This window comes from Thiobacillus thioparus DSM 505, from assembly GCF_000373385.1.
Lineage (GTDB): Bacteria > Pseudomonadota > Gammaproteobacteria > Burkholderiales > Thiobacillaceae > Thiobacillus > Thiobacillus thioparus.
Genome location: NZ_KB891328.1, coordinates 104258 through 122255 on the forward strand (window position 1 = coordinate 104258; position 17998 = coordinate 122255).

Sequence of the window (17998 nt, forward strand, 5' to 3'; positions counted from 1 at the left end):
GGAGGGCTGGAATAATCATGTCGAATCAATCCCGCGTTCTTGAACTGCGCCAGGCACTGTCGCGCGTCATCGTCGGCCAAGACAGCCTGCTCGATCGCCTGGTGGTCGGCCTGCTTGCCGGCGGGCACGTGCTGGTGGAGGGGGTGCCGGGGCTGGCCAAGACGACCGCCGTGAAGACGCTCGCTGCTGCGATCCACGGCAGTTTCCGCCGCATCCAGTTCACCCCCGACCTCCTGCCGGGCGACCTGACCGGTACCGACATCTACCACGAAGGCCAGTTCGAATTCATCGAAGGGCCGTTGTTCCACGAGATCATCCTCGCCGACGAGATCAACCGCGCCCCCGCCAAGGTGCAGGCCGCGCTGCTGGAAGCGATGCAGGAGCACCAGATCACGGTGGGCGGGGTGACGCGCCCGCTGCCGCCGCTGTTCATGGTGATGGCGACGCAGAATCCTCTGGAACAGGCGGGCACCTATCCGCTTCCCGAGGCACAACTGGATCGCTTTCTGTTGCATGTGGCGCTGGGTTATCCGAGCGATGCGGAGGAACTCGACATCCTGCGCCGCGACCGCACACAGGCGACGGGCGCGGGCCATGCGCCGGTCGCGGCGGTGATCGATACGGCCACCGTGCTGGCCGCGCGCGAGGACGTGCAGAAAGTGCACGTGTCGGACGAGGTCGAGCGTTACATTGTCGCCTTGGTACGTGCCACACGCGAACCCGGCGAATGGCGCGCCGACTGGGCGCAGGCGGTGGACGTGGGTGCCAGCCCGCGCGCCTCGCTCGCCCTCCTGCATGCCTCGGCCGCTGCGGCGTACCTGCGCGGCCGCGACTACGTGACGCCGGACGACGTGCGCGATCTGGTTGCCGACTGCCTGCGTCATCGCATCATGTTGAGCCTCGACGCGCGTTTGCTGAAGCTCGACCGCGACGCCTTCATCGCAGGCCTGCTCGAGGCCATGCCTGCACCGTGATACGGGCGCGGCTCAAGCGGCTGGCGCGCCTGCGCGTGCAGGCCGAGACCCCGGCATCGGTCCACATCCCGCTGATCACAGCCACCGACATCGCCGAACTCGCGGTGCAGGACAGCTTGCTGGCCACGCTGCCGGTACGCGAGGTGCACGACCACCATGCCGGCGACTGGGCGTCGCGCTGGCTGGGACGCGGGCTGGATTTCGAGGAATCGCGCCTGTACAGCCCAGGCGACGACATCCGCGACATGGACTGGCACACCACCGCGCGTACCGGTCGTGCGCACCTGAAAATCTACCGCGAAGAGCGACAACCGCTGGTACATCTGGTGGTGGATCGCGGCACCACCATGCGCTTTGGCACGCGCCGCCGCCTCAAGGTCGCCCAGGCGGTACGGGTGGCCGCGGTACTGGCCTTCACCGCTGCCGGACATAATGGCGTGATCGGCGCCACGTTGTGGGGCACGCAGGATGAAACGCTGCCCGCGCGGCATGGCCGGATGGCGGCGCTCGGCCTGATCGAACAGGCGGCAGCACCGTGTCCGCCGCTCAGCGATCCTGCGCCGACCGAATCCCTGCGCTATGGGGATCGCCTCGCCGCGCTGGAGGTCGGCTTGCCACGCGGCGCGCGGCTGGTGCTGATCAGCGACTTCGCCTGGCTAACCGATGCCCACGTTGCACCATTGGCGCGATTGGCCGCGCGCGTCGATGTATGGGCGATCCGGATCGTCGACGTGGCCGAGCGCGGCTTGCCGGCAATGGGAACCGTATGTTTCCACGACATGGCAAGTGGCCGGCGGGTATGGCTCGACACCGCGCAGGATTCGGTTCGCAACGCCATCCGCACGGCATTCTCCGATCGCCAGGCGGCACAGGCCGCCTGGCTGGCGCGGGCCGGAGTGCGCCACTCGCAGGTGGACAGCGAAGCCGACGACCTGATTGCACTGCTTGCACATGGCTGACCCGCGCAACGAACTGGCCGACATCATCACGCCGGCTGCGCCGGCCATGATGGTGCCCGCCGGCCATGGCCTGCTGTGGTGGGTCGCGGTGGGGCTGATGTGTGCAACCGCTGTTTTACTGCTTGCCTGGCTGGGGCGGCGGCGCCGTCCGGCGCGCAATCTGGCTGCGATCGCCGCGGCGGCGGCGCAGCGGCAGGACACGCCCGCGGTCTTGGCCGGCTGGCTCGACGCCTGGGCGCGCATGCGCTTCGGGCTGGCGTGGGTGGATGCGGCCAACTGTCCGGCCGGCCTCGATCCGGCCATGTGGGCGGATTGGGTTGCGACATTGGCGCAGCTGCGATTTGCGCCGCCGCGTCCCGATGCGTATGCCGTCTTGGGACGTTTGTGTGAGTGCGCGCATCCGTGGAGACACCGTGTTTGAACTGGCGCATCCCGGCTGGCTGTTTCTGCTGCTACTGGTCGTCGGCTGGGGCTGGCTGGCCTGGCGGCGTGCGCAGGGCGAGGCCCCGGATGCAATTCTCAATCATCCGGCACTGCCGCTGGCGACGGCGGTGCGTCTGCCTGCACCCGGCCTGCGCGGGCCGGTCGTCCTCTATGGACTGGCATTCGCCCTGCTGGTGCTGGCCCTGGCGCAGCCGCGCGAAGTGGGCGACTGGGTCGTGCCGCCGCCCGAGGGGCGCGACATGGTGCTGCTGATCGATACCTCGCTCACCATGAGCATCCGCGATTTCGCTATCCATGATCCAAAACTGGGCGACCGCGAAGTCGAACGCATGAGCGTATTGAAGGACACGCTGAGCCGGTTTATCCAGGGCCGTGCCGGCGACCGCTTCGGTGTGATCGTGTTCGGCAGCGAGGTGGCGACGCTGACGCCGCCGACCTTCGATCGCGCCCACGCCATCGCACAGATCCAGCGTATCCAGGTCGGTATGGCAGGAAACGACACTGCGCTGGGCGACGCGCTCGGTATGGCGCTGAAGCAGGTGCGCACGCGTCGCCTGCGACCGGTGATCATTCTGGTGAGCGACGGTGCCGACAACAATGCCGGCGCGCTGACGCCGGCCGAAGCGCTGGCAGTGGCGCATCAGGCCGGGGTGGCGATCCACGCCCTGCAATTCGGCAGCGACCCCTACGCGGCGGGCCGTGCTGAACAGGCCGGCCATGATCCACAGCCTGGCCTGGCTGATCTGGCACGACTCACCCAGGGACAGTATTTTTCGATCCAAAGCGCGACTGACGCCACACGCGTGATGCACGCGATCGACAAGATCGAGCCGACACTGCCGCGTTCGCCACGGCATCGGCAAGTGCGCGAGGGGTACTGGGCCGTGCTCGCATTCGCCGCCGTGGCATTGGTCTGGGCGCGCTGGCTCGCATTGAGACATCGCGCATGATCGAACTGCAGCCATTGCACTGGCGCGAACCGTTGTGGCTGGGACTGGCTGCGGTCCCGCTGCTGTTCGGCGCGTGGCGCCACCGGCGCCGCGCCCGGTTGCTGCGCTATGCCGATGCCGCGTTGTTGCCCTGGGCGGTGGCCCCGTCTGCCGTGAAGCAAGAAAGCCCGTTGCGGACGCTGGCCCATGCGTTGGCCTGGCTGCTTCTGGCGCTGGCCGCCGCCGGGCCGCGTCTGCCCCTGGACGTACAGGATGGCCAGCCTGCGCCGCGCCACCTGCTGACGATGATGGTGGTGCTGGATATATCGGCCTCGATGCGCGCCACCGACACTGTACCGGATCGTTTCGGCCGGGCACGTCTCGAACTGCTCGACTGGCTGACGCGCCTGCAGGGTGAACGCGTGGGTCTCATCGTCTATTCCGGTGAAGCGGGCGTACTGCTGCCGCCGACCGACGACCCGGCGCTGCTGCGGCGTGCGATCGATCAGGCGAATCCGAGCCTGATCGAGGCACAGGGCACCAATCTGGCGGGTGCGTTCGACCTGGCGCGCGCACAATTGCTTGCCGCACCCGGACAGGCCAAGGCAATCCTGCTGGTGACCGATGCCGAAGCGGGCAGTTTCGACGCGGCGGCAGAGACGGCCGGCGCGGCGTTGCGCAAGGCCCGTGTGCCGGTGTTTGTGCTGGGCATGGGCAGTGAGGCTGGCGCGCCCGTGCCGTTGCCTGATGGCGGCTTTGCCGAACGAGATGGCGCGCCGGTGCTGAGCCGCATGGACGCGTCGCCTTATCGCGAGCTGGCACGTGCGACAGGCGGGCGTTTCGCTGTGGTCAGCGATGGTGATACGGACTGGTTGACACTGCATGACCAGGGTATCGCAAGCCTGCCCGGCGATCCCGTTGTGCCGGAGCATGTCACCGCATGGCACGAGCTTTATGCATGGTGCCTGGCTCCAGCATTGGCGCTGTTCATGGCGGTGTCGCTGCCGCGTCGGGTGGTGGTGCTCATCGCCCTCGCAATGTGTGGCATGTCGGCTATGCCGACTCGTGCGTTGGCCGATGAGGCCGCTGCCTGGCAGGCCTGGCAACAACGACACTATGCCCGCGCGCAAACCCTGTATGCGCAGGTCGGCGGCTATACAGGCCGAATGGGGGCGGGAGCGGCCGCCTGGCGACAGGCGGACTATACGGCGGCGGCACGCCACTTCGGCGCGGCGCTGCTGCTGGCCGACAATGACCAGCAGCGCGCTGATGCGCTCTACGACCTGGGCAACGCGCTGTATGCTCGCAAGCGATGGCAGGCGGCATTCGAGGCGTTCGAGACGGTGTTGCGTATGCGGCCCGGCGACGCCCGGGCGCGCGTCAATCTGCAGCAGGCCTGGCAACAACTGCGCCGCCAGCGTGCCGAGGTGCCGATGCACAGCGACCTTGGCGGGCGCCGCGGCTTTCTGGCCGAAGGCCGGATCCAACTGGACGGCCAACCCGCGAACCTGCCGGATGAGCCGGAATCACGCCCTGCCGGCGTGCAGCTGGACCGCAATCCGGCGGCGGCGAGCGGAACACGCCTGGGCGAGGTGCCCGCAGCGCGCCAGGCACCCACGGTCGATCCCAGGCTGACGTTGTCGGGCTTGGCCAAGCTCGAACGCCTGGATGATCGTCCGGCAACCATGTTGAAAAACCTGCTGAAGCAGGATGCCCGGCACGACGACACGGAACGGCCGCCATGGTGAGAGTCCTGATATTCCTGCTGATGGCGGGTGCCGCTCATGCGGCATCGCTGACTGCCCGATTGGACAGGACCGTCGTGGCGCTGGGCGAGCCGGTCAACCTGACGGTGCAGGCGCGCGGCCTGAATCTCGACGCGCTGGATCTGGCGCCGCTGGGTGTCACGTTCGACGTGTATGCGCGCACCCGCAGCAGCGGGGAAAGCGGCGAAACCCTCGTGCTGACGCTGTATCCGCGCGCAGCCGGCGTCTTGCGGATTCCCGCATTGCCTCTTGAGCACATGCACACACATGGGCTGTCGCTGAAGGTGACCGATGGCAATGAGGCCGTACCACGCGTGACAGCGGGCTGGACGCTGGAACCTGCGATGCCGCGGGTCAATCAACCCACGCGCTTGACGCTGTCGATCTGCGACGACGGCAGTCTGCAATGGCAGCGCCCGGATTTGCCGACGCAGGCAGGGCGGAGCGTGCGCGTTTTGGGAGAAGACGAGCATGCCGGCGTGCACATGGGAGGCGAAGCGTGCACCTTGCATCGTTATTTCTGGGCGCTGCTCGTGACGCGGGACGGGACGGCGAGGCTGGGCGTTCCGATGCTCGATGCCAACCGGTTCGGGCAACGCCTGCGTTTTCCCGGGCCTGATCTGGCCTTTCAGGCGGTCGCTTTGCCTGCCTGGCTACCCGATCATGTCCCGCCGGTCGCGCCGGTCATCCACGCCGACCCCCTGCCTGAACGCTGGCCCATGCAACGGCCGTTCAGCTGGCGTGTCGAGGTGTTGGGCGGCTACAGCGCAGAGGGGCTAAGAGCCCTGCTGGATGGGCAGCTGCGGGATTCACCTGCGCTGGGCATCTACCCGCCGCTGATCGAAGCAGTCGCGCCGGACGATCCCGCTTCGCCGCTCTCGCGCTACGTCGTCACGCTGTTTCTGGAACCGCGCGCAAGCGGCGCTCTGAACCTGCCCGCATTGCGCCTGCCATGGTATGACGCGGCGCGTGGCCAACTGGCCAGCATGCAGCTGGCAGGGAAGACACTGACAGTTTTCGACCCGCGCCGGCAACGCATCGTGCAGGGAATGCTGGGCATTGCGGGCGCGTTGCTGCTGGCAGTGGGGATCTGGCAAGCCAGGTGCCGGGTTCGCTGGCGGATTGCGCGGTGGCGCGGCCTGCGCGCAATCCGCGAGGCCCGGGATATCGCTGGCCTGGACCAGGCCGTGCGGCAGTTTTCACTGACGGGACAGGCTGCCGCATCCAGTCTCGGCGAATGGCAGCATCGCGTGCAGTGGGAAACGGAAGCGTGCGACGTGGCCGATGCCGTTCGACGACTGGAGCGTCAGCGCTTCGGGCAGGACACGTCCCCCTTGACTGCATTGCAGCAGGGCTTCCTGGAAATACTGGCACGGAGCCGCCCGAAATCGCGTTCCTTCCGGTCGGTTCTCCGCATGGGCGTGCGCATCTCACAGGCGTAAAAAAAGGGGCTTGCGCCCCTTTTGGGTCGTGTGGCAGGTTTAGGACAAACCGCCGTCGTAATCGGCGATACCCGGATTGGATTTGCCGACGCCCATGATTTTTGGCTCGTTCAGCTTCAGGCCCTTGATGACCTTCTTGTCGCGCAGGTAAGTGGCGACGACCTCCCAGATCGGTTCGCCGGCGACACCTTCGCCGACCGGCGCCCAGCCGGCAACCTTGTAGGTCTTCTTGGCATCAACCGGCTTGCCCTTGATGGTCATGTTGCTGATCCGCTTGCCGATGGTCTGGTTCGGGCTGACCGTGTATTCGATGCCGCCCACGCGCACCATGTCGCCACCCTGCTGGTAATAGGGGTCGGCGTTGAACAGGTTGTCGCAGACGTCTTCCATGATGGTCTTGATCGTCTCACCGCTCATGCTGGTCAGTGTGGTCTGCGGATAGGTGATCGCGGTCTGGTCCATCAGGCGTTCCATCGTGATGTCCTCGCCCGGCAGCAGGGTAGTGCCCCAGCGGAAGCCCGGCGAGAAGGCGGCGTCTGCACCTTTCACGTCCATCAGCGCGTCGACCAGCAACTGGTCCCAGGTACCGTTGAAGTTGCCGCGGCGATACAGGAAATCGTCGGAAACGGCGAGTTTCTCGTTCAGCTTCTTCTCGTAGGGCGCGCGTACCTTCTTGATATAGGCGTCCATCGCCGGATCGGCCGGCAGCAGGTTGGAGAACACCGGCAGCAGGCGGTACTTGAAGCTTTCCACGCGCTTGCCCTTGACTTCGAAATCCATCACGCCGAGGAACTTGCCATTGGAGCCGGCATTGGTCACCAGGGTGATGCCCTTGGCGTTCTTGACCTTGACCGGTTGCGGCACACCGTCGTGCGTATGGCCGCCGAAGATGGCGTCGACGCCGGTGACGCGGCTGGCCATCTTGAGGTCGACGTCCATGCCGTTGTGCGACAGCACCACGACCACCTGCGCGCCTTTGGCGCGTGCCTCGTCCACCCATTTCTGCATGCTGTCGTCGCGGATGCCGAAGCTCCAGTCAGGGACCATGTAGCGCGGGTTGGCGATCGGCGTATAGGGGAAAGCCTGGCCGATGACGGCGACTTTCACGCCGTTCATTTCCTTCATGACATAGGGCTTGAACACCTGGTCACCGAAGTCGTTGGTGACGATGTTCTGTGCCACGAACTCGACGCCGGCCTTCTTGAAGTCCTTGTTGACGATTTCCACTACGCGGTCGGCGCCGAAGGTCGATTCCCAGTGTGGCGTCATGATGTCCACTCCCAGCGCGATACAGGCATCGACCATGTCTTGCGCGTCGGTCCACAGCGACGTGGCCGAACCCTGCCAGGTATCGCCGCCGTCGAGTAGCAACGCGCCCGGGCGCTGCGCACGCAGCTTGTCGACCAGGGTTTTCAGGTGGGCGAAACCGCCGACCTTGCCGTAGACTTTGGCGGCTTCGGTGAAGTCGAGGTAGGTGAATGCGTGGGCCTCGGCGCTGCCGGGCTTGATACCGTAGTGCTTCAGCAGATTCTGGCCGACCAGATGGGGTGCCTTGCCGAGCGCACTGCCGACGCCCAGATTGACGTTGGGTTCACGGAACCAGATAGGCAGCAGCTGGGCATGACAGTCGGTGAAATGCAGCAACGAGACGTTGCCGTGGCGCGGTACATCGTAGAAATTAGACGGCACCTTGCCGCCCGCCAGTGCGGACTTGCTGTCCAGTGCCATACCGGACGCAGCGGCGACAGCGAGTAGTTGCAGGAACTCGCGACGGTTCATGTGCATGGAATTTTCCTCGGGGATGTCAGGGGTGGAAGGGGATATTATTCACATTGTCGGTTTACGAATGCCGTCCGTAAATAGTAGCTCCCGCTCATATTCAAAAGGGCCGGCCCGATAAACCAAATGAAAAAGCCCGGCTGCCCGGGCTTTTTCGTGTGTTGCAGCGGCTTACTTGCGGAACACCGAAGCCTTCATCGGCAGGCCGTTCGACATCGCGGAGTGGAAATACTCCAGGTCGTTCATGACGGTGCTGTCCTCTGCGGGCGGTACGGCGCGGATCATTTTGAAACAGCCCGAATAGCGACCCTGCAGCGTCACGAGGTTCTCGCCGCCCCGGAACACTGGCCAGTGCACAGCCTGTCCGACCGCTGGCGAAAGCAGTTCGGAACGCAGACGGGTACCCGCGTTCTGTACGTGGCAGGTGGCGCAGGCAAAGTTAAGTTGGCCCGTACGCCGGAAGAAGGTTCGCTTCCCGTCTTCATATGCGGCCATGGCCTTGGGGCTCTGGACCTTGACGTTCATGATCATGCCATCGGACAGGGTCCGCATGTAGGCACTGAGTACACCGATGGTCTTCGGGTCGCTGAGCTTGAAGGGTGCTTCACCATTCGCCACCCGACAGTCGTTGACGACGTCTTCCAGTGTCACGACCTTGCCCTTGGTTTCGTCGAACATGGGGTAGTTGCCGGCGATCATCTTGCCGCCGTTCGGCAGGCAATCGGCATAGGTCTTGCCGTTCTTGAAAGGGGTTTCCCACATCTTGCGGCCGGCATCGATCTGCGAGTCGAAGGGCGGGAATTCCATGATGGCGTCGTACTGAGCCTTGCTGTCGGGGTCGAAAGCCAGTGCGCCGTAGACATAATCTTCGAGCTTGACGTTGGGATATTTGGTTGAGTAGTACTTGATGAGGTCCTGCTTGTCCTGCTCGGGCGAAGCGTGCGCCGTAGCAACCCCCAGGACCATACCCAAGCCTGCCATCCCTGTCAGCAGTTTCATGATGATTTGTTGTTTCATGCCGTCCTCCAGAAACCTGATGATTTGAAGCGGGAGCGGGGCCTCAGGCCCCGCTCGCGTATTACCCGACTTAGCCGATGATGGCTTCGGCGCTATTCTTATCGCCTTTGTTGTCGGCCCAGTTGACGACGACCTTGTCGCCTTTTTTCGGACCCTTGACCCTGAATCCCAGGTAGGGGTTCTTGGAGATGCCGCCGGAGAGGCCGGCGTCCAGCACTTTGGTGCCGTTGACGGTGGCAGTCACGTCGGTGATGTAGTGGGCCGGGATCAACTGGCCGGTCTTGGCGTCTTTGCGCAGACCGGTTTCCATCGGGTGGTTCATCAACACTTTGACATCGGCAACATCGCCAGCCATCGTGGCGCGGATACGCATCGGTTCAGCCATTTGGCTTTCCTTTCCTAAAAATGTATGTCCCCTAAGAGGGGGTATTCAATTCGATCGATCGAGTGACTGGCAATTAACCGCCGCAGCCGCCGATGGTGACTTTGACTTCCTTGGCAGCCGTGTAGGATTTGCCGCCAGCCGTCACTACGGCGCGAACCAGGGAAGTTTGTCCCATCTTGATGCGAGTTGACACATAGCCTTCGGCTCCGCCCGACAGGCTGAAGTCGGCCACCAAGGGGGTTGCATTCTTTTCGGCCAGGATGGCAATGGCGGTGGTGCCGGCGATGCCGCTGGTCACTTCCACCGGCACCACAGCGCCATTTTCGGCGATGTCCGGGGCCTTGATGCTGATGTCCTTGGAATCGGCAGGGGCGTTTGCGCCCATGTTTTTCAGTGCATCACCGACATTCTTGGCCTCAAAGGCGCTACGCGGGACGCCCGCCAGGGCCTGGGTGGGCTTCAGCAGGCCGGCGGCCACGGCCACGGCCACGGTACCTGCGCCAGCGGCGCCTTTCAGTACGTTTCTACGAAGTGCATTCATTTGGGCATATCTCCTGATTGAACAATGCAACGGGTAAAGGTAATTACAGGCCGTATATGAAGTCGGCCACTTTATCGATTTCAGCTTCCGTCAACACCCCGTTCTTGCCGAACGGAATCATGCTGCTGGATGGATTGGCCACGGTCGCGTCCCAGATCTGGGCGCGCAGCTTGGCTTTGTCGGGATAGCGTGCGCTCATGGCAATCAGGGGCGGGCCGATCAGGCCGGGGGATTCCGCATCGGGCACGGTCGGCATGGCATGGCAGGCCAGGCAGTTGCCTTTTGACCTGTCGAACGCAATCTGTTTGCCGGTGAGCTCCTTGGCGGTGTCGGCAGCGAACGCGCTGCCCGTCAGTGTGATGGCGCCCAAAGCACATGCCGTGATTAGCTGATGCAACTTTCGCATGGTCATCCTCCTCGTTTTTGACTTGATGGTGAAAGCGTCTGCCGTTTGGAAGTGCCGTGCAGTGAACGCTATCCAGTAATGGATGAACCGAAGCATAGTGGAATTGCTTTTTGCCATGCAAGGCCAAGCGGGATTTTTTACGGTCAAATTGCAGGGTAAATTCCTACCAGCGGCGCCAAATATAGGGTTTTGCAGAAAAGGGTTATTTTTTGCGCTGCGATTTTTCGGTCTCTTGCCATTCGCGTCGCCGCGCTTCGGCGGCGGACATTTCATGGAAACTGCCATCCCCGGCCTTGAGGCCGAGATTGATTTGCTCGATGGCAGCGACCAGATTGCCGCTCAATGCATCGGCCTCGGCCTGGGCACTGTGGCTTAGCAGGCGCTGGCCGAGCTGGGCATGGGCCTGGGCAGCAAGCCGCCACAAGCGGCGGTCGAGCGGATAGAGCGCGAGTTGCCCATTGACTCGCGTCAGCGCGTCGTGGTTCTGGCCTGCGGTTAGCAAGGCGTTGATGTAGCCATACTGCAGGGGACGGTAGCCCGGGTAGACTTCGCTGGCTGCCCGGTAGCGTTGTATGGCAAGTTTAGGGTTGCCGCTTGTGAAAGCACTATAGGCGGTCAGTTGAAGAATCATCGGGTCGGTGTTCTTGCCGGAAGGCAGTTTTTGTACTTCGGCTTCGGCCTCCTTGAACTGGCGAGCGCGCAGCAGGGCGGTGATCAGGGCGTAGCGGGCGGCAGTCTCGTTGCTGTAGCGTTTGTCCTTCAAGGTGCTGCGGGCGGCGAGTACGGCATCGCCCGGGGTGCCCTCCTGCGCGCGCAGGCGGGCGCGCACTAGTTGAAAGTCGAGGCTGTCCTCCACCTGACGGTAGGGTGCCGATTCGCTGCGTGCCTCCATGTCGGCGATACGGTCGCTGGTGAGCGGGTGGGTGCGCAGGTAGGCCGGCGCGCTGGTATCGTAGAACCGATTGGCACGCTGCAGGCGCTCGAAGAATTCGCTCATGGCGCGCGGGTCGAAGCCGGCCTTGGTCAGCATGTCATAGCCCAGACGATCGGCTTCGCGTTCGTAATCGCGGCTGTAATTGAGCTGGTTCTGGATCGAATAGGCCTGGGTGGAGGCGATGGCCGCGCTCGCCACGTTGGGGTTGGAACGTGAGGCCAGCAGGGCCAGGGCCAGGGCGGCCATGGTTGGCCAGTAGCTCTGGCTTTGTGCGGCAACCATGCGGGCGAGGTGGTCCTGGGTGACGTGGGCGATTTCGTGTGCGATCACGCTTGCCAGTTCGGATTCGCTTTGCGCCGCGAGCAGCAGACCGGTATGGACGCCGACGTTGCCGCCCGGCATGGCGAAGGCGTTGATGGTGGGATCATCGACCACGAAGAAATTGAATGTCCGCTGGTTGCGTGCGCTGACCGAGACCAGTTTGTAGCCGAGCTGGTTGAGATAATTCTCGATTTCGGGGTCGTCCAGATAGCGCGGGTCGGCATACACGTCGCGCATGATGGTGCGCCCCAGCGTCTGCTCCTCCTGGTCGGAAAAATACTGTCGTGACACCTCGCCCAGATCGGGCAAGTCGGCAGCAAGAACCGGCTGGATGGCCAGGGTGAACGCGAGCAGGATGCGCAGCATTAGCAGAAGAGAATGACGGCGGGCGACAGCATTTCGATTAGGATGCGCGGATTGCCTACTAGGTTCCTGGATATGAGCGAGTTCACACATTTCGACGAGCGTGGCCGCGCCGTCATGGTCGACGTGGCGGACAAGGACGACACGCGCCGCATCGCAGTGGCGAGTGGGCGCATCCACATGTTACCCGATACCCTGGCGCGCATCCTGGGTGGGCAGGCGGCCAAGGGCGACGTGCTTGGCATTGCGCGCATCGCGGCGATCCAGGCGACCAAGCGCACCGCCGAACTGATCCCGCTCTGTCACCCGATCGCCTTGACCAAGGTGGGCGTGGAATTCAGCCATGACACCGCCGGATCGTGGATTGCCTGCACGGTGACGGCCGAAACCGTCGGCAAGACCGGGGTGGAAATGGAAGCCCTGACCGGCGTCAGCGTCGCGCTGCTGACCATCTACGACATGTGCAAGGCAGTCGATCGAGGCATGCGCATGGACGACATCCGGCTGCTGGAAAAGCAGGGTGGGCGCTCCGGCCATTGGCAGGCGACTGCTTCGGGGGACGCCGAGTAGTCCTATCGTCATCTTGTACGGTGCACGCACTGCGGCAAGATGGGCGGTTGTGGCCGTTTGAGTGATCGATGCGTTTTTTCAGAGTGTTCCTGTCGGGGCTGTGGTTGTGCGCGTTTGCTGCGCATGCCGGCATGCCGGACTATCAGGATTTCCCGGCCTCGGGCCAGCGCCTGCTGCTCTGGGTGGCTTCCGAGCGCGGACGGAGCGAACCCGAGCTGGCCGCAGCGCGGCAACTGGCCGCACAGGGCATGGAGGTCTGGTCGCTCGATCCCGCCAATGCGTATTTTCTGCCCCAGGTGCCGAGCAGCATGGACGCGCTGCCGGCGCAGGATCTGGCAGCCTGGCTGCGGGCCGCGCAGGCGAGCGGCAAACAGGTGGTGGTTTTCGCCGTGGCGCGTGCGGCCGTGCCGGTGCTGCGGGCGGCTGCCTTGCTTGAGGCGGAACGGCGGAGCCGGCTCTGCGTGGTGCTGATGCATCCGAATCTCTATACGACGGCGGAGCCTTTGGACGAGCCGGCTTATCTCGATCTGGGCGATCTCTCCGGTTTGCGCGTGCGCGTACTGCAGCCGCGCCGCTCGGCCGCCACGCCGTGGCTGCCGGGTCTGCTGGACCACCTCGCGCGACATGGGGCGACCGTGAGCGACGCGATTCTGGAGAATCTGCGTGAGGGCTACTGGGCGCGCGAAACGCCAACTGATTTTGAGACAGCTGAAAGCCGCCGCATGGCTGCCATGCTACTGAACCAACTCGACACCTGGGGATGCAAGTGAAGCGAATCGTGATGGGACTGACTCTTGGTCTGGTGTGGATCGCCGGCGCCGGCGCGGCCGGCTTCGAGACGCGTGCCGCCTCGCCGGCACCGGAGTTGAAGGCGCATGATCTGACGGGTGCGTCCAGAACCCTGGCCGATTACCGTGGCAAAGTGGTGCTGCTCAACTTCTGGGCCACGTGGTGTCCGCCCTGCCAGCGCGAAATGCCGTCGCTGGAGCGTTTGCGCACCAAAATGGCAGGGCGGCCACTGGAGATCGTCGCGATTTCCAGCGCGGAAACACCGGACGAGGTGAACGCCTATTTGTCGAAAATGAAACTGGGTTTCCCGGTTCTGCTCGACACCGACAGCAGCAACACGCGGCGCTGGAAGGTATTCGCCCTGCCCACCACGTTCGTTCTGGATGCCCAGGGGCGAGTGCGCCATGTGTTGACCGGACCGGCCGAATGGGACGAGGGCGAGGCGCTTGCTGTGGCCGAGTCCATGCTGGCCGAGTTGCCGGCACCCGTGAAGCAGGCGAAATAAAGATGCTCAAGTATTTAATTAATAAGATCTTTTGATTGGCTGGCCTTATAGGGCTATCAGCCATTTTGCTTGCCATCCCGACGCCTTAGCATGCAAAATAACAATATATTCGGAATGTTTAATATATAGCCGTCCCCGCAGCATCCAGTGCCGGTGCGCTGGCGCTGCTTCCAGCAGTCACCTAGTGTTATATCCGGGTAGGGAAATACGACTCCTGAATAAGGAGCCGCGGGGACAATTTTGAATCCAGAGACCGCATGAACGCCAAGATCAAACTCGAAAATCACGACGCGCAGGAAATCAAGTACACCACGTGTTACATGTGTGCCTGCCGCTGCGGCATCAAGGTGACGCTGGAGGACAACAAGGTCCGCTTCATCCAGGGTAACCGCAACCATCCGACCAACCAGGGCGTGCTGTGCGCCAAGGGCTCGGCCGGGATCATGAAGCAGTACTCCACCGCCAAGCTGACCCAGCCCCTGATGCGCAAGCCGGGCACAGAGCGTGGCGAGGGCATTTACGAAGCGATTTCCTGGGACCAGGCGCTCGACATCCTGACCGACCGTCTGGAGGAAATACGCTCGACCGACCCGTCTAAGCTCGGTTTCTTCACCGGCCGCGACCAGATGCAGGCGCTGACCGGCCTGTGGGCGCAGCAGTTCGGTACCCCTAACTGGTCCGCCCACGGCGGCTTCTGTTCGGTGAACATGGCGGCGGCCGGTCTCTATTCCATCGGTTTCTCGTTCTGGGAATTCGGCGCGCCCGACTGGGATTACGCCAAGTACTTCCTGATGTGGGGCGTGGCGGAAGACCATTCTTCCAACCCGATCAAGATCGGCCTGGAAAAGCTCAAGCGCAAGGGCGGCAAGTTCGTCACTGTCAACCCGGTGCGCACCGGCTATTCGGCGATCGCCGACGAATGGCTGCCGATCAAGCCCGGCATGGACGGCCTGCTGGCCATGTCGATGGTGCACGTGCTGCTGAAGCATGAAAAATTTGACTACGAATTCCTGGTGCGCTACACCAACGCCTCCTGGCTGGTGGTGCAAACGCCGGGGCAGAAGGGCGACGGCCTGTTCCTGCGCGACGAGAACGACCATCCGCTGATCTGGGACATCGACAAGGAAGCCTTCAGGAACGGCATCGACGGCGACATCGCCCCGGCATTGTTCGGCGAATACGTGGCGCCGGATGGCCGTCGCGTCAAGACCGTGATGTCGCTGATGGTCGAGCGCTATCTCGACGATCGCTATGCGCCGGAGAATGTGGCCTTGGAATGCGGCCTGCCGGCCGAGAGCATCGAGCGCATCGCGCTGGAGATGGCGCACGTGGCGTTCAAGGAGACGGTCGAGCTGCCGATCGAATGGACCGACGTGTGGGGCCGCAAACACGACAAGGTGGTGGGCCGCCCGGTGGCGATGTACGCGATGCGCGGCATTTCCGCCCACTCCAACGGCTTCCATTCCTGCCGCGCGATCCACATGATCCAGATGCTGCTGGGCGCGCTCGACGCGCCGGGCAACTTCCGCGCCCGCGCGCCGTATCCGAAGCCGATCCCGCCGCACCAGCTGCCGGAAAACAACATCGACATCATCAACGCGCCGAACACCCCACTGTCGCGTCCGCCGCTCGGTTTTCCGACGCGCCCCGAAGACCTGGTGATCGACGAATTCGGCAACCCGCTGCGCATCGACAAGGCCTATTCGTGGGAAGTGCCGATCGCGTCGCACGGCCTGATGCACATGGTCATCACCAACGCGACCAACCATGATCCCTACGCGCTCGACACGCTGATCCTGTTCATGGCCAACATGGCATGGAACTCGACCATGAACACGTCGAACGTCCAGGACATGCTGCGCGCCAAGGATCCGGAAGAGCCCGGCCAGTACAAGATTCCGTTCCTGGTGGTGATCGACGCCTTCCATTCGGAAATGACCAACTTCGCCGACCTCATCCTGCCGGACACCACCTACCTCGAACGGCACGACTGCATCTCGCTGCTCGACCGTCCGATTTCGGAGCCGGATGCGGCCGCCGATGCGATCCGCTACCCGCTGGTCAAGCTCGACCGCGACGTGCGCCCGTGGCAGGAAGTCATGGTCGAGCTCGCCTCGAGACTGAAGTTCCCGGCGTTCACCAAGCCGGACGGCACGCGCAAGTTCAAGGACTACCCCGACTTCATCGTCAACTTCGAACGCTCGCCGGGCGTGGGCTTCCTCGCCGGCTGGCGAGGCAAGGACGGCAGCAAGTCGCTCAAGGGCGAGCCGAATCCCAACCAGTGGGAAAAATACATCGAGAACCAGAGTTTCTTCGCGCACCACTGGCCCGACAACCAGAAGTACATGCGCTACGCCAACAAGGACTATCTTGAGGTAGCGGCGGACGTCGGCTTCGTCGGCAAGGTCGAGCCCATCATCATGCAGTTCTATTCCGAGCCGCTGCAGAAATTCCGCCTGGCGGGGCAGGGGTTGTACGACGGCCCGCAGCCGAACAACCAGGTCGACCGCGAGCGGCTGGTGAAGTACTTCGACCCGCTGCCGATGTGGTACGAGCCGCTCGAGCAGCAGCGCGTCGATGCGAACGAATACCCCTTCTTCGCGCTGACCCAGCGCCCGATGTTCATGTACCACTCGTGGGATTCGCAGAACGTGTGGCTGCGTCAGATCATGGCGCAGAACTACATGTACATGAACGCGCGCAAGGCCGCCGAAATGGGCATCAAGGACTTCGACTGGATCTGGGTCGAGTCGCACAACGGCAAAATCCGCTGCCAGGTCAAGACGATGGAAGGCACTCAGGAAGACACCATCTGGACCTGGAACGCCATCGGCAAGCAGAAGGGCGCCTGGGGCCTGAAGGCAAACGCGTCGGAAGCGACCAAGGGCTTCCTGCTCAACCACCTGATTTCCGAGCTCCTGCCGGAAAAGGCGGGCGAACGTCGTGTTACCAACTCCGATCCGGTGACCGGCCAAGCCGCGTGGTTCGACCTGCGCGTGAAGATATGGAAAGCCGCGCCGGGCGAAACCGGTTCGTGGCCACAATTCGACGAATTGAAGCCGTTGCCGGGGGACGAGCGCTACGAGCGCCCCGACGTGTTGCGCTATGACGCACGCAGCCATGAGAAGAACTGAGCAGTACCCAGAAAAATAGAGCGAGCAAAACTATGAGACTTGGATTGGTCATCGACCTCGACGTGTGCGTGGGCTGCCATGCCTGCGCCATTGCCTGCAAGGAATGGAACGCCTCCGGCACCATCGGCCCGTTGTCCGACTACCAGCCCTACGGTGCCGAGCCGTCGGGCGTGTGGTTCAACCGGATTCGCCATTACGAAATGGACGAGTATCCGAACAACAAGACGGTCAACTTCCCGATGTCGTGCATGCACTGCGAGGACGCCGACTGCGTCACCGTGTGCCCGACCGGCGCCTCTTACAAACGCGCCGAGGACGGCATCGTGCTGATCGATCAGGACAAGTGCATGGGCTGCAACTACTGCTCGTGGGCGTGCCCGTACGGCGCGCGCGAGCTCGACCGCTCCAGCGGCACCATGAAGAAGTGCACCCTGTGCGTCGACCGCATCTATGATCAGGAACTGCCGGTCGAAGAGCGCCAGCCCGCATGCGTGCTGACCTGCCCGGCGCACGCCCGCATGTTCGGCGACTTCGACGACCCCGATTCGGCAGTGTCGCGCACCGTGCGCGAGCGTGGCGGCTTCCCGCTGATGCCCGAGCTCAACTACAACCCGACCAACACCTACCTGCCGCCGCGCCGCAAGCCGGTGATTCCGGTCGATACCCAGCCCAAGAGCGGCCTGAAGGAAAGCATCAAGCAGTTCGCCAACAAACTGGTGCGCCGTTGAACCGCGCTGCCT

General features: G+C 63.5%; 17 protein-coding genes. 11 read left to right on the plus strand and 6 right to left on the minus strand.

What is annotated here, in order from left to right; translation table 11 throughout:
• Positions 1-17: 17 nt before the first annotated feature.
• From B058_RS0111070 to B058_RS0111095, 6 genes are read left to right on the plus strand one after another with little or no spacing between them, the layout of a single operon-like run.
• Entirely contained in the window at positions 18-974 is a 957-nt protein-coding gene (locus B058_RS0111070) for an AAA family ATPase (protein ID WP_018508555.1), read from the plus strand.
• Positions 971-1933 carry a DUF58 domain-containing protein gene (locus B058_RS16875; protein ID WP_018508556.1) on the plus strand — a complete coding sequence of 321 codons (963 nt, stop codon included), beginning with the start codon at positions 971-973 and terminating at the stop codon, positions 1931-1933. Before B058_RS0111070 ends, B058_RS16875 begins: the two co-directional genes overlap by 4 nt.
• Positions 1926-2354, plus strand: a complete 429-nt coding sequence (locus B058_RS17900; protein WP_018508557.1) for a hypothetical protein — start codon at positions 1926-1928, stop codon at positions 2352-2354. Before B058_RS16875 ends, B058_RS17900 begins: the two co-directional genes overlap by 8 nt.
• A complete protein-coding gene (locus tag B058_RS16880) occupies positions 2347-3327 on the plus strand; it encodes a vWA domain-containing protein (protein WP_018508558.1) in 981 nt (326 codons plus the stop codon). Before B058_RS17900 ends, B058_RS16880 begins: the two co-directional genes overlap by 8 nt.
• On the plus strand, positions 3324-5054 hold the full coding sequence (locus B058_RS0111090) for a VWA domain-containing protein (protein ID WP_026240852.1): 1731 nt from the start codon (positions 3324-3326) through the stop codon (positions 5052-5054). The genes B058_RS16880 and B058_RS0111090 overlap by 4 nt, the downstream gene beginning before the upstream one ends.
• On the plus strand, positions 5048-6514 hold the full coding sequence (locus tag B058_RS0111095) for a BatD family protein (RefSeq protein ID WP_018508559.1): 1467 nt from the start codon (positions 5048-5050) through the stop codon (positions 6512-6514). Before B058_RS0111090 ends, B058_RS0111095 begins: the two co-directional genes overlap by 7 nt.
• Before the next feature lie 39 nt (positions 6515-6553).
• On the opposite strand, the gene soxB is transcribed toward B058_RS0111095, so the two are convergent.
• The 6 genes from soxB to B058_RS0111130 form a co-directional block, all read right to left on the minus strand.
• Entirely contained in the window at positions 6554-8299 is a 1746-nt protein-coding gene (gene soxB, locus B058_RS0111100; RefSeq protein ID WP_018508560.1) for a thiosulfohydrolase SoxB, read from the minus strand.
• 165 nt (positions 8300-8464) lie between these two features.
• Positions 8465-9310 (minus strand): sulfur oxidation c-type cytochrome SoxA, encoded by an 846-nt coding sequence (gene soxA / locus B058_RS0111105; protein ID WP_018508561.1) that lies wholly within the window; start codon positions 9308-9310, stop codon positions 8465-8467.
• A gap of 70 nt (positions 9311-9380) precedes the next feature.
• Entirely contained in the window at positions 9381-9695 is a 315-nt protein-coding gene (gene soxZ, locus B058_RS0111110; protein WP_018508562.1) for a thiosulfate oxidation carrier complex protein SoxZ, read from the minus strand.
• A 73-nt stretch (positions 9696-9768) separates the two neighbouring features.
• A complete protein-coding gene (gene soxY / locus B058_RS0111115; RefSeq protein ID WP_018508563.1) occupies positions 9769-10236 on the minus strand; it encodes a thiosulfate oxidation carrier protein SoxY in 468 nt (155 codons plus the stop codon).
• 43 nt (positions 10237-10279) lie between these two features.
• Complete coding sequence (gene soxX / locus B058_RS0111120; protein ID WP_026240853.1) at positions 10280-10642, minus strand: sulfur oxidation c-type cytochrome SoxX; 363 nt, start codon at positions 10640-10642, stop codon at positions 10280-10282.
• A gap of 202 nt (positions 10643-10844) precedes the next feature.
• Complete coding sequence (locus B058_RS0111130) at positions 10845-12263, minus strand: beta-barrel assembly-enhancing protease (RefSeq protein WP_018508565.1); 1419 nt, start codon at positions 12261-12263, stop codon at positions 10845-10847.
• Between the two features lie 72 nt (positions 12264-12335).
• Between B058_RS0111130 and moaC the strand changes: the two genes are divergently transcribed.
• The 5 genes from moaC (at position 12336) to B058_RS0111155 (ending at position 17986) form a co-directional block, all read left to right on the plus strand.
• Positions 12336-12830, plus strand: a complete 495-nt coding sequence (gene moaC / locus B058_RS0111135) for a cyclic pyranopterin monophosphate synthase MoaC (RefSeq protein ID WP_018508566.1) — start codon at positions 12336-12338, stop codon at positions 12828-12830.
• Positions 12831-12898: 68 nt separating this feature from the next.
• Complete coding sequence (locus tag B058_RS0111140) at positions 12899-13600, plus strand: hypothetical protein (RefSeq protein WP_018508567.1); 702 nt, start codon at positions 12899-12901, stop codon at positions 13598-13600.
• 11 nt (positions 13601-13611) lie between these two features.
• Positions 13612-14124, plus strand: a complete 513-nt coding sequence (locus tag B058_RS0111145; RefSeq protein WP_157265798.1) for a TlpA family protein disulfide reductase — start codon at positions 13612-13614, stop codon at positions 14122-14124.
• Between the two features lie 257 nt (positions 14125-14381).
• Entirely contained in the window at positions 14382-17258 is a 2877-nt protein-coding gene (locus B058_RS0111150) for a molybdopterin oxidoreductase family protein (RefSeq protein WP_018508569.1), read from the plus strand.
• 32 nt (positions 17259-17290) lie between these two features.
• Positions 17291-17986 (plus strand): 4Fe-4S dicluster domain-containing protein, encoded by a 696-nt coding sequence (locus tag B058_RS0111155; protein WP_026240854.1) that lies wholly within the window; start codon positions 17291-17293, stop codon positions 17984-17986.
• Positions 17987-17998 lie beyond the last annotated feature (12 nt).

What these genes read in the sequence shown, in the direction of transcription:
- B058_RS0111070 (WP_018508555.1), top strand. Translation starts at nt 18, where the DNA reads ATGTCGAATCAATCCCGCGTTCTTGAACTGCGCCAGGCACTGTCGCGC.
- B058_RS17900 (WP_018508557.1), top strand. Translation starts at nt 1,926, where the DNA reads ATGGCTGACCCGCGCAACGAACTGGCCGACATCATCACGCCGGCTGCG.
- B058_RS0111090 (WP_026240852.1), top strand. Translation starts at nt 3,324, where the DNA reads ATGATCGAACTGCAGCCATTGCACTGGCGCGAACCGTTGTGGCTGGGA.
- B058_RS0111095 (WP_018508559.1), top strand. Translation starts at nt 5,048, where the DNA reads ATGGTGAGAGTCCTGATATTCCTGCTGATGGCGGGTGCCGCTCATGCG.
- soxB (WP_018508560.1), bottom strand. Translation starts at nt 8,299, where the DNA reads ATGCACATGAACCGTCGCGAGTTCCTGCAACTACTCGCTGTCGCCGCT.
- soxA (WP_018508561.1), bottom strand. Translation starts at nt 9,310, where the DNA reads ATGAAACAACAAATCATCATGAAACTGCTGACAGGGATGGCAGGCTTG.
- soxZ (WP_018508562.1), bottom strand. Translation starts at nt 9,695, where the DNA reads ATGGCTGAACCGATGCGTATCCGCGCCACGATGGCTGGCGATGTTGCC.
- soxY (WP_018508563.1), bottom strand. Translation starts at nt 10,236, where the DNA reads ATGAATGCACTTCGTAGAAACGTACTGAAAGGCGCCGCTGGCGCAGGT.
- soxX (WP_026240853.1), bottom strand. Translation starts at nt 10,642, where the DNA reads ATGCGAAAGTTGCATCAGCTAATCACGGCATGTGCTTTGGGCGCCATC.
- B058_RS0111130 (WP_018508565.1), bottom strand. Translation starts at nt 12,263, where the DNA reads ATGCTGCGCATCCTGCTCGCGTTCACCCTGGCCATCCAGCCGGTTCTT.
- moaC (WP_018508566.1), top strand. Translation starts at nt 12,336, where the DNA reads ATGAGCGAGTTCACACATTTCGACGAGCGTGGCCGCGCCGTCATGGTC.
- B058_RS0111140 (WP_018508567.1), top strand. Translation starts at nt 12,899, where the DNA reads ATGCGTTTTTTCAGAGTGTTCCTGTCGGGGCTGTGGTTGTGCGCGTTT.
- B058_RS0111145 (WP_157265798.1), top strand. Translation starts at nt 13,612, where the DNA reads ATGGGACTGACTCTTGGTCTGGTGTGGATCGCCGGCGCCGGCGCGGCC.
- B058_RS0111150 (WP_018508569.1), top strand. Translation starts at nt 14,382, where the DNA reads ATGAACGCCAAGATCAAACTCGAAAATCACGACGCGCAGGAAATCAAG.
- B058_RS0111155 (WP_026240854.1), top strand. Translation starts at nt 17,291, where the DNA reads ATGAGACTTGGATTGGTCATCGACCTCGACGTGTGCGTGGGCTGCCAT.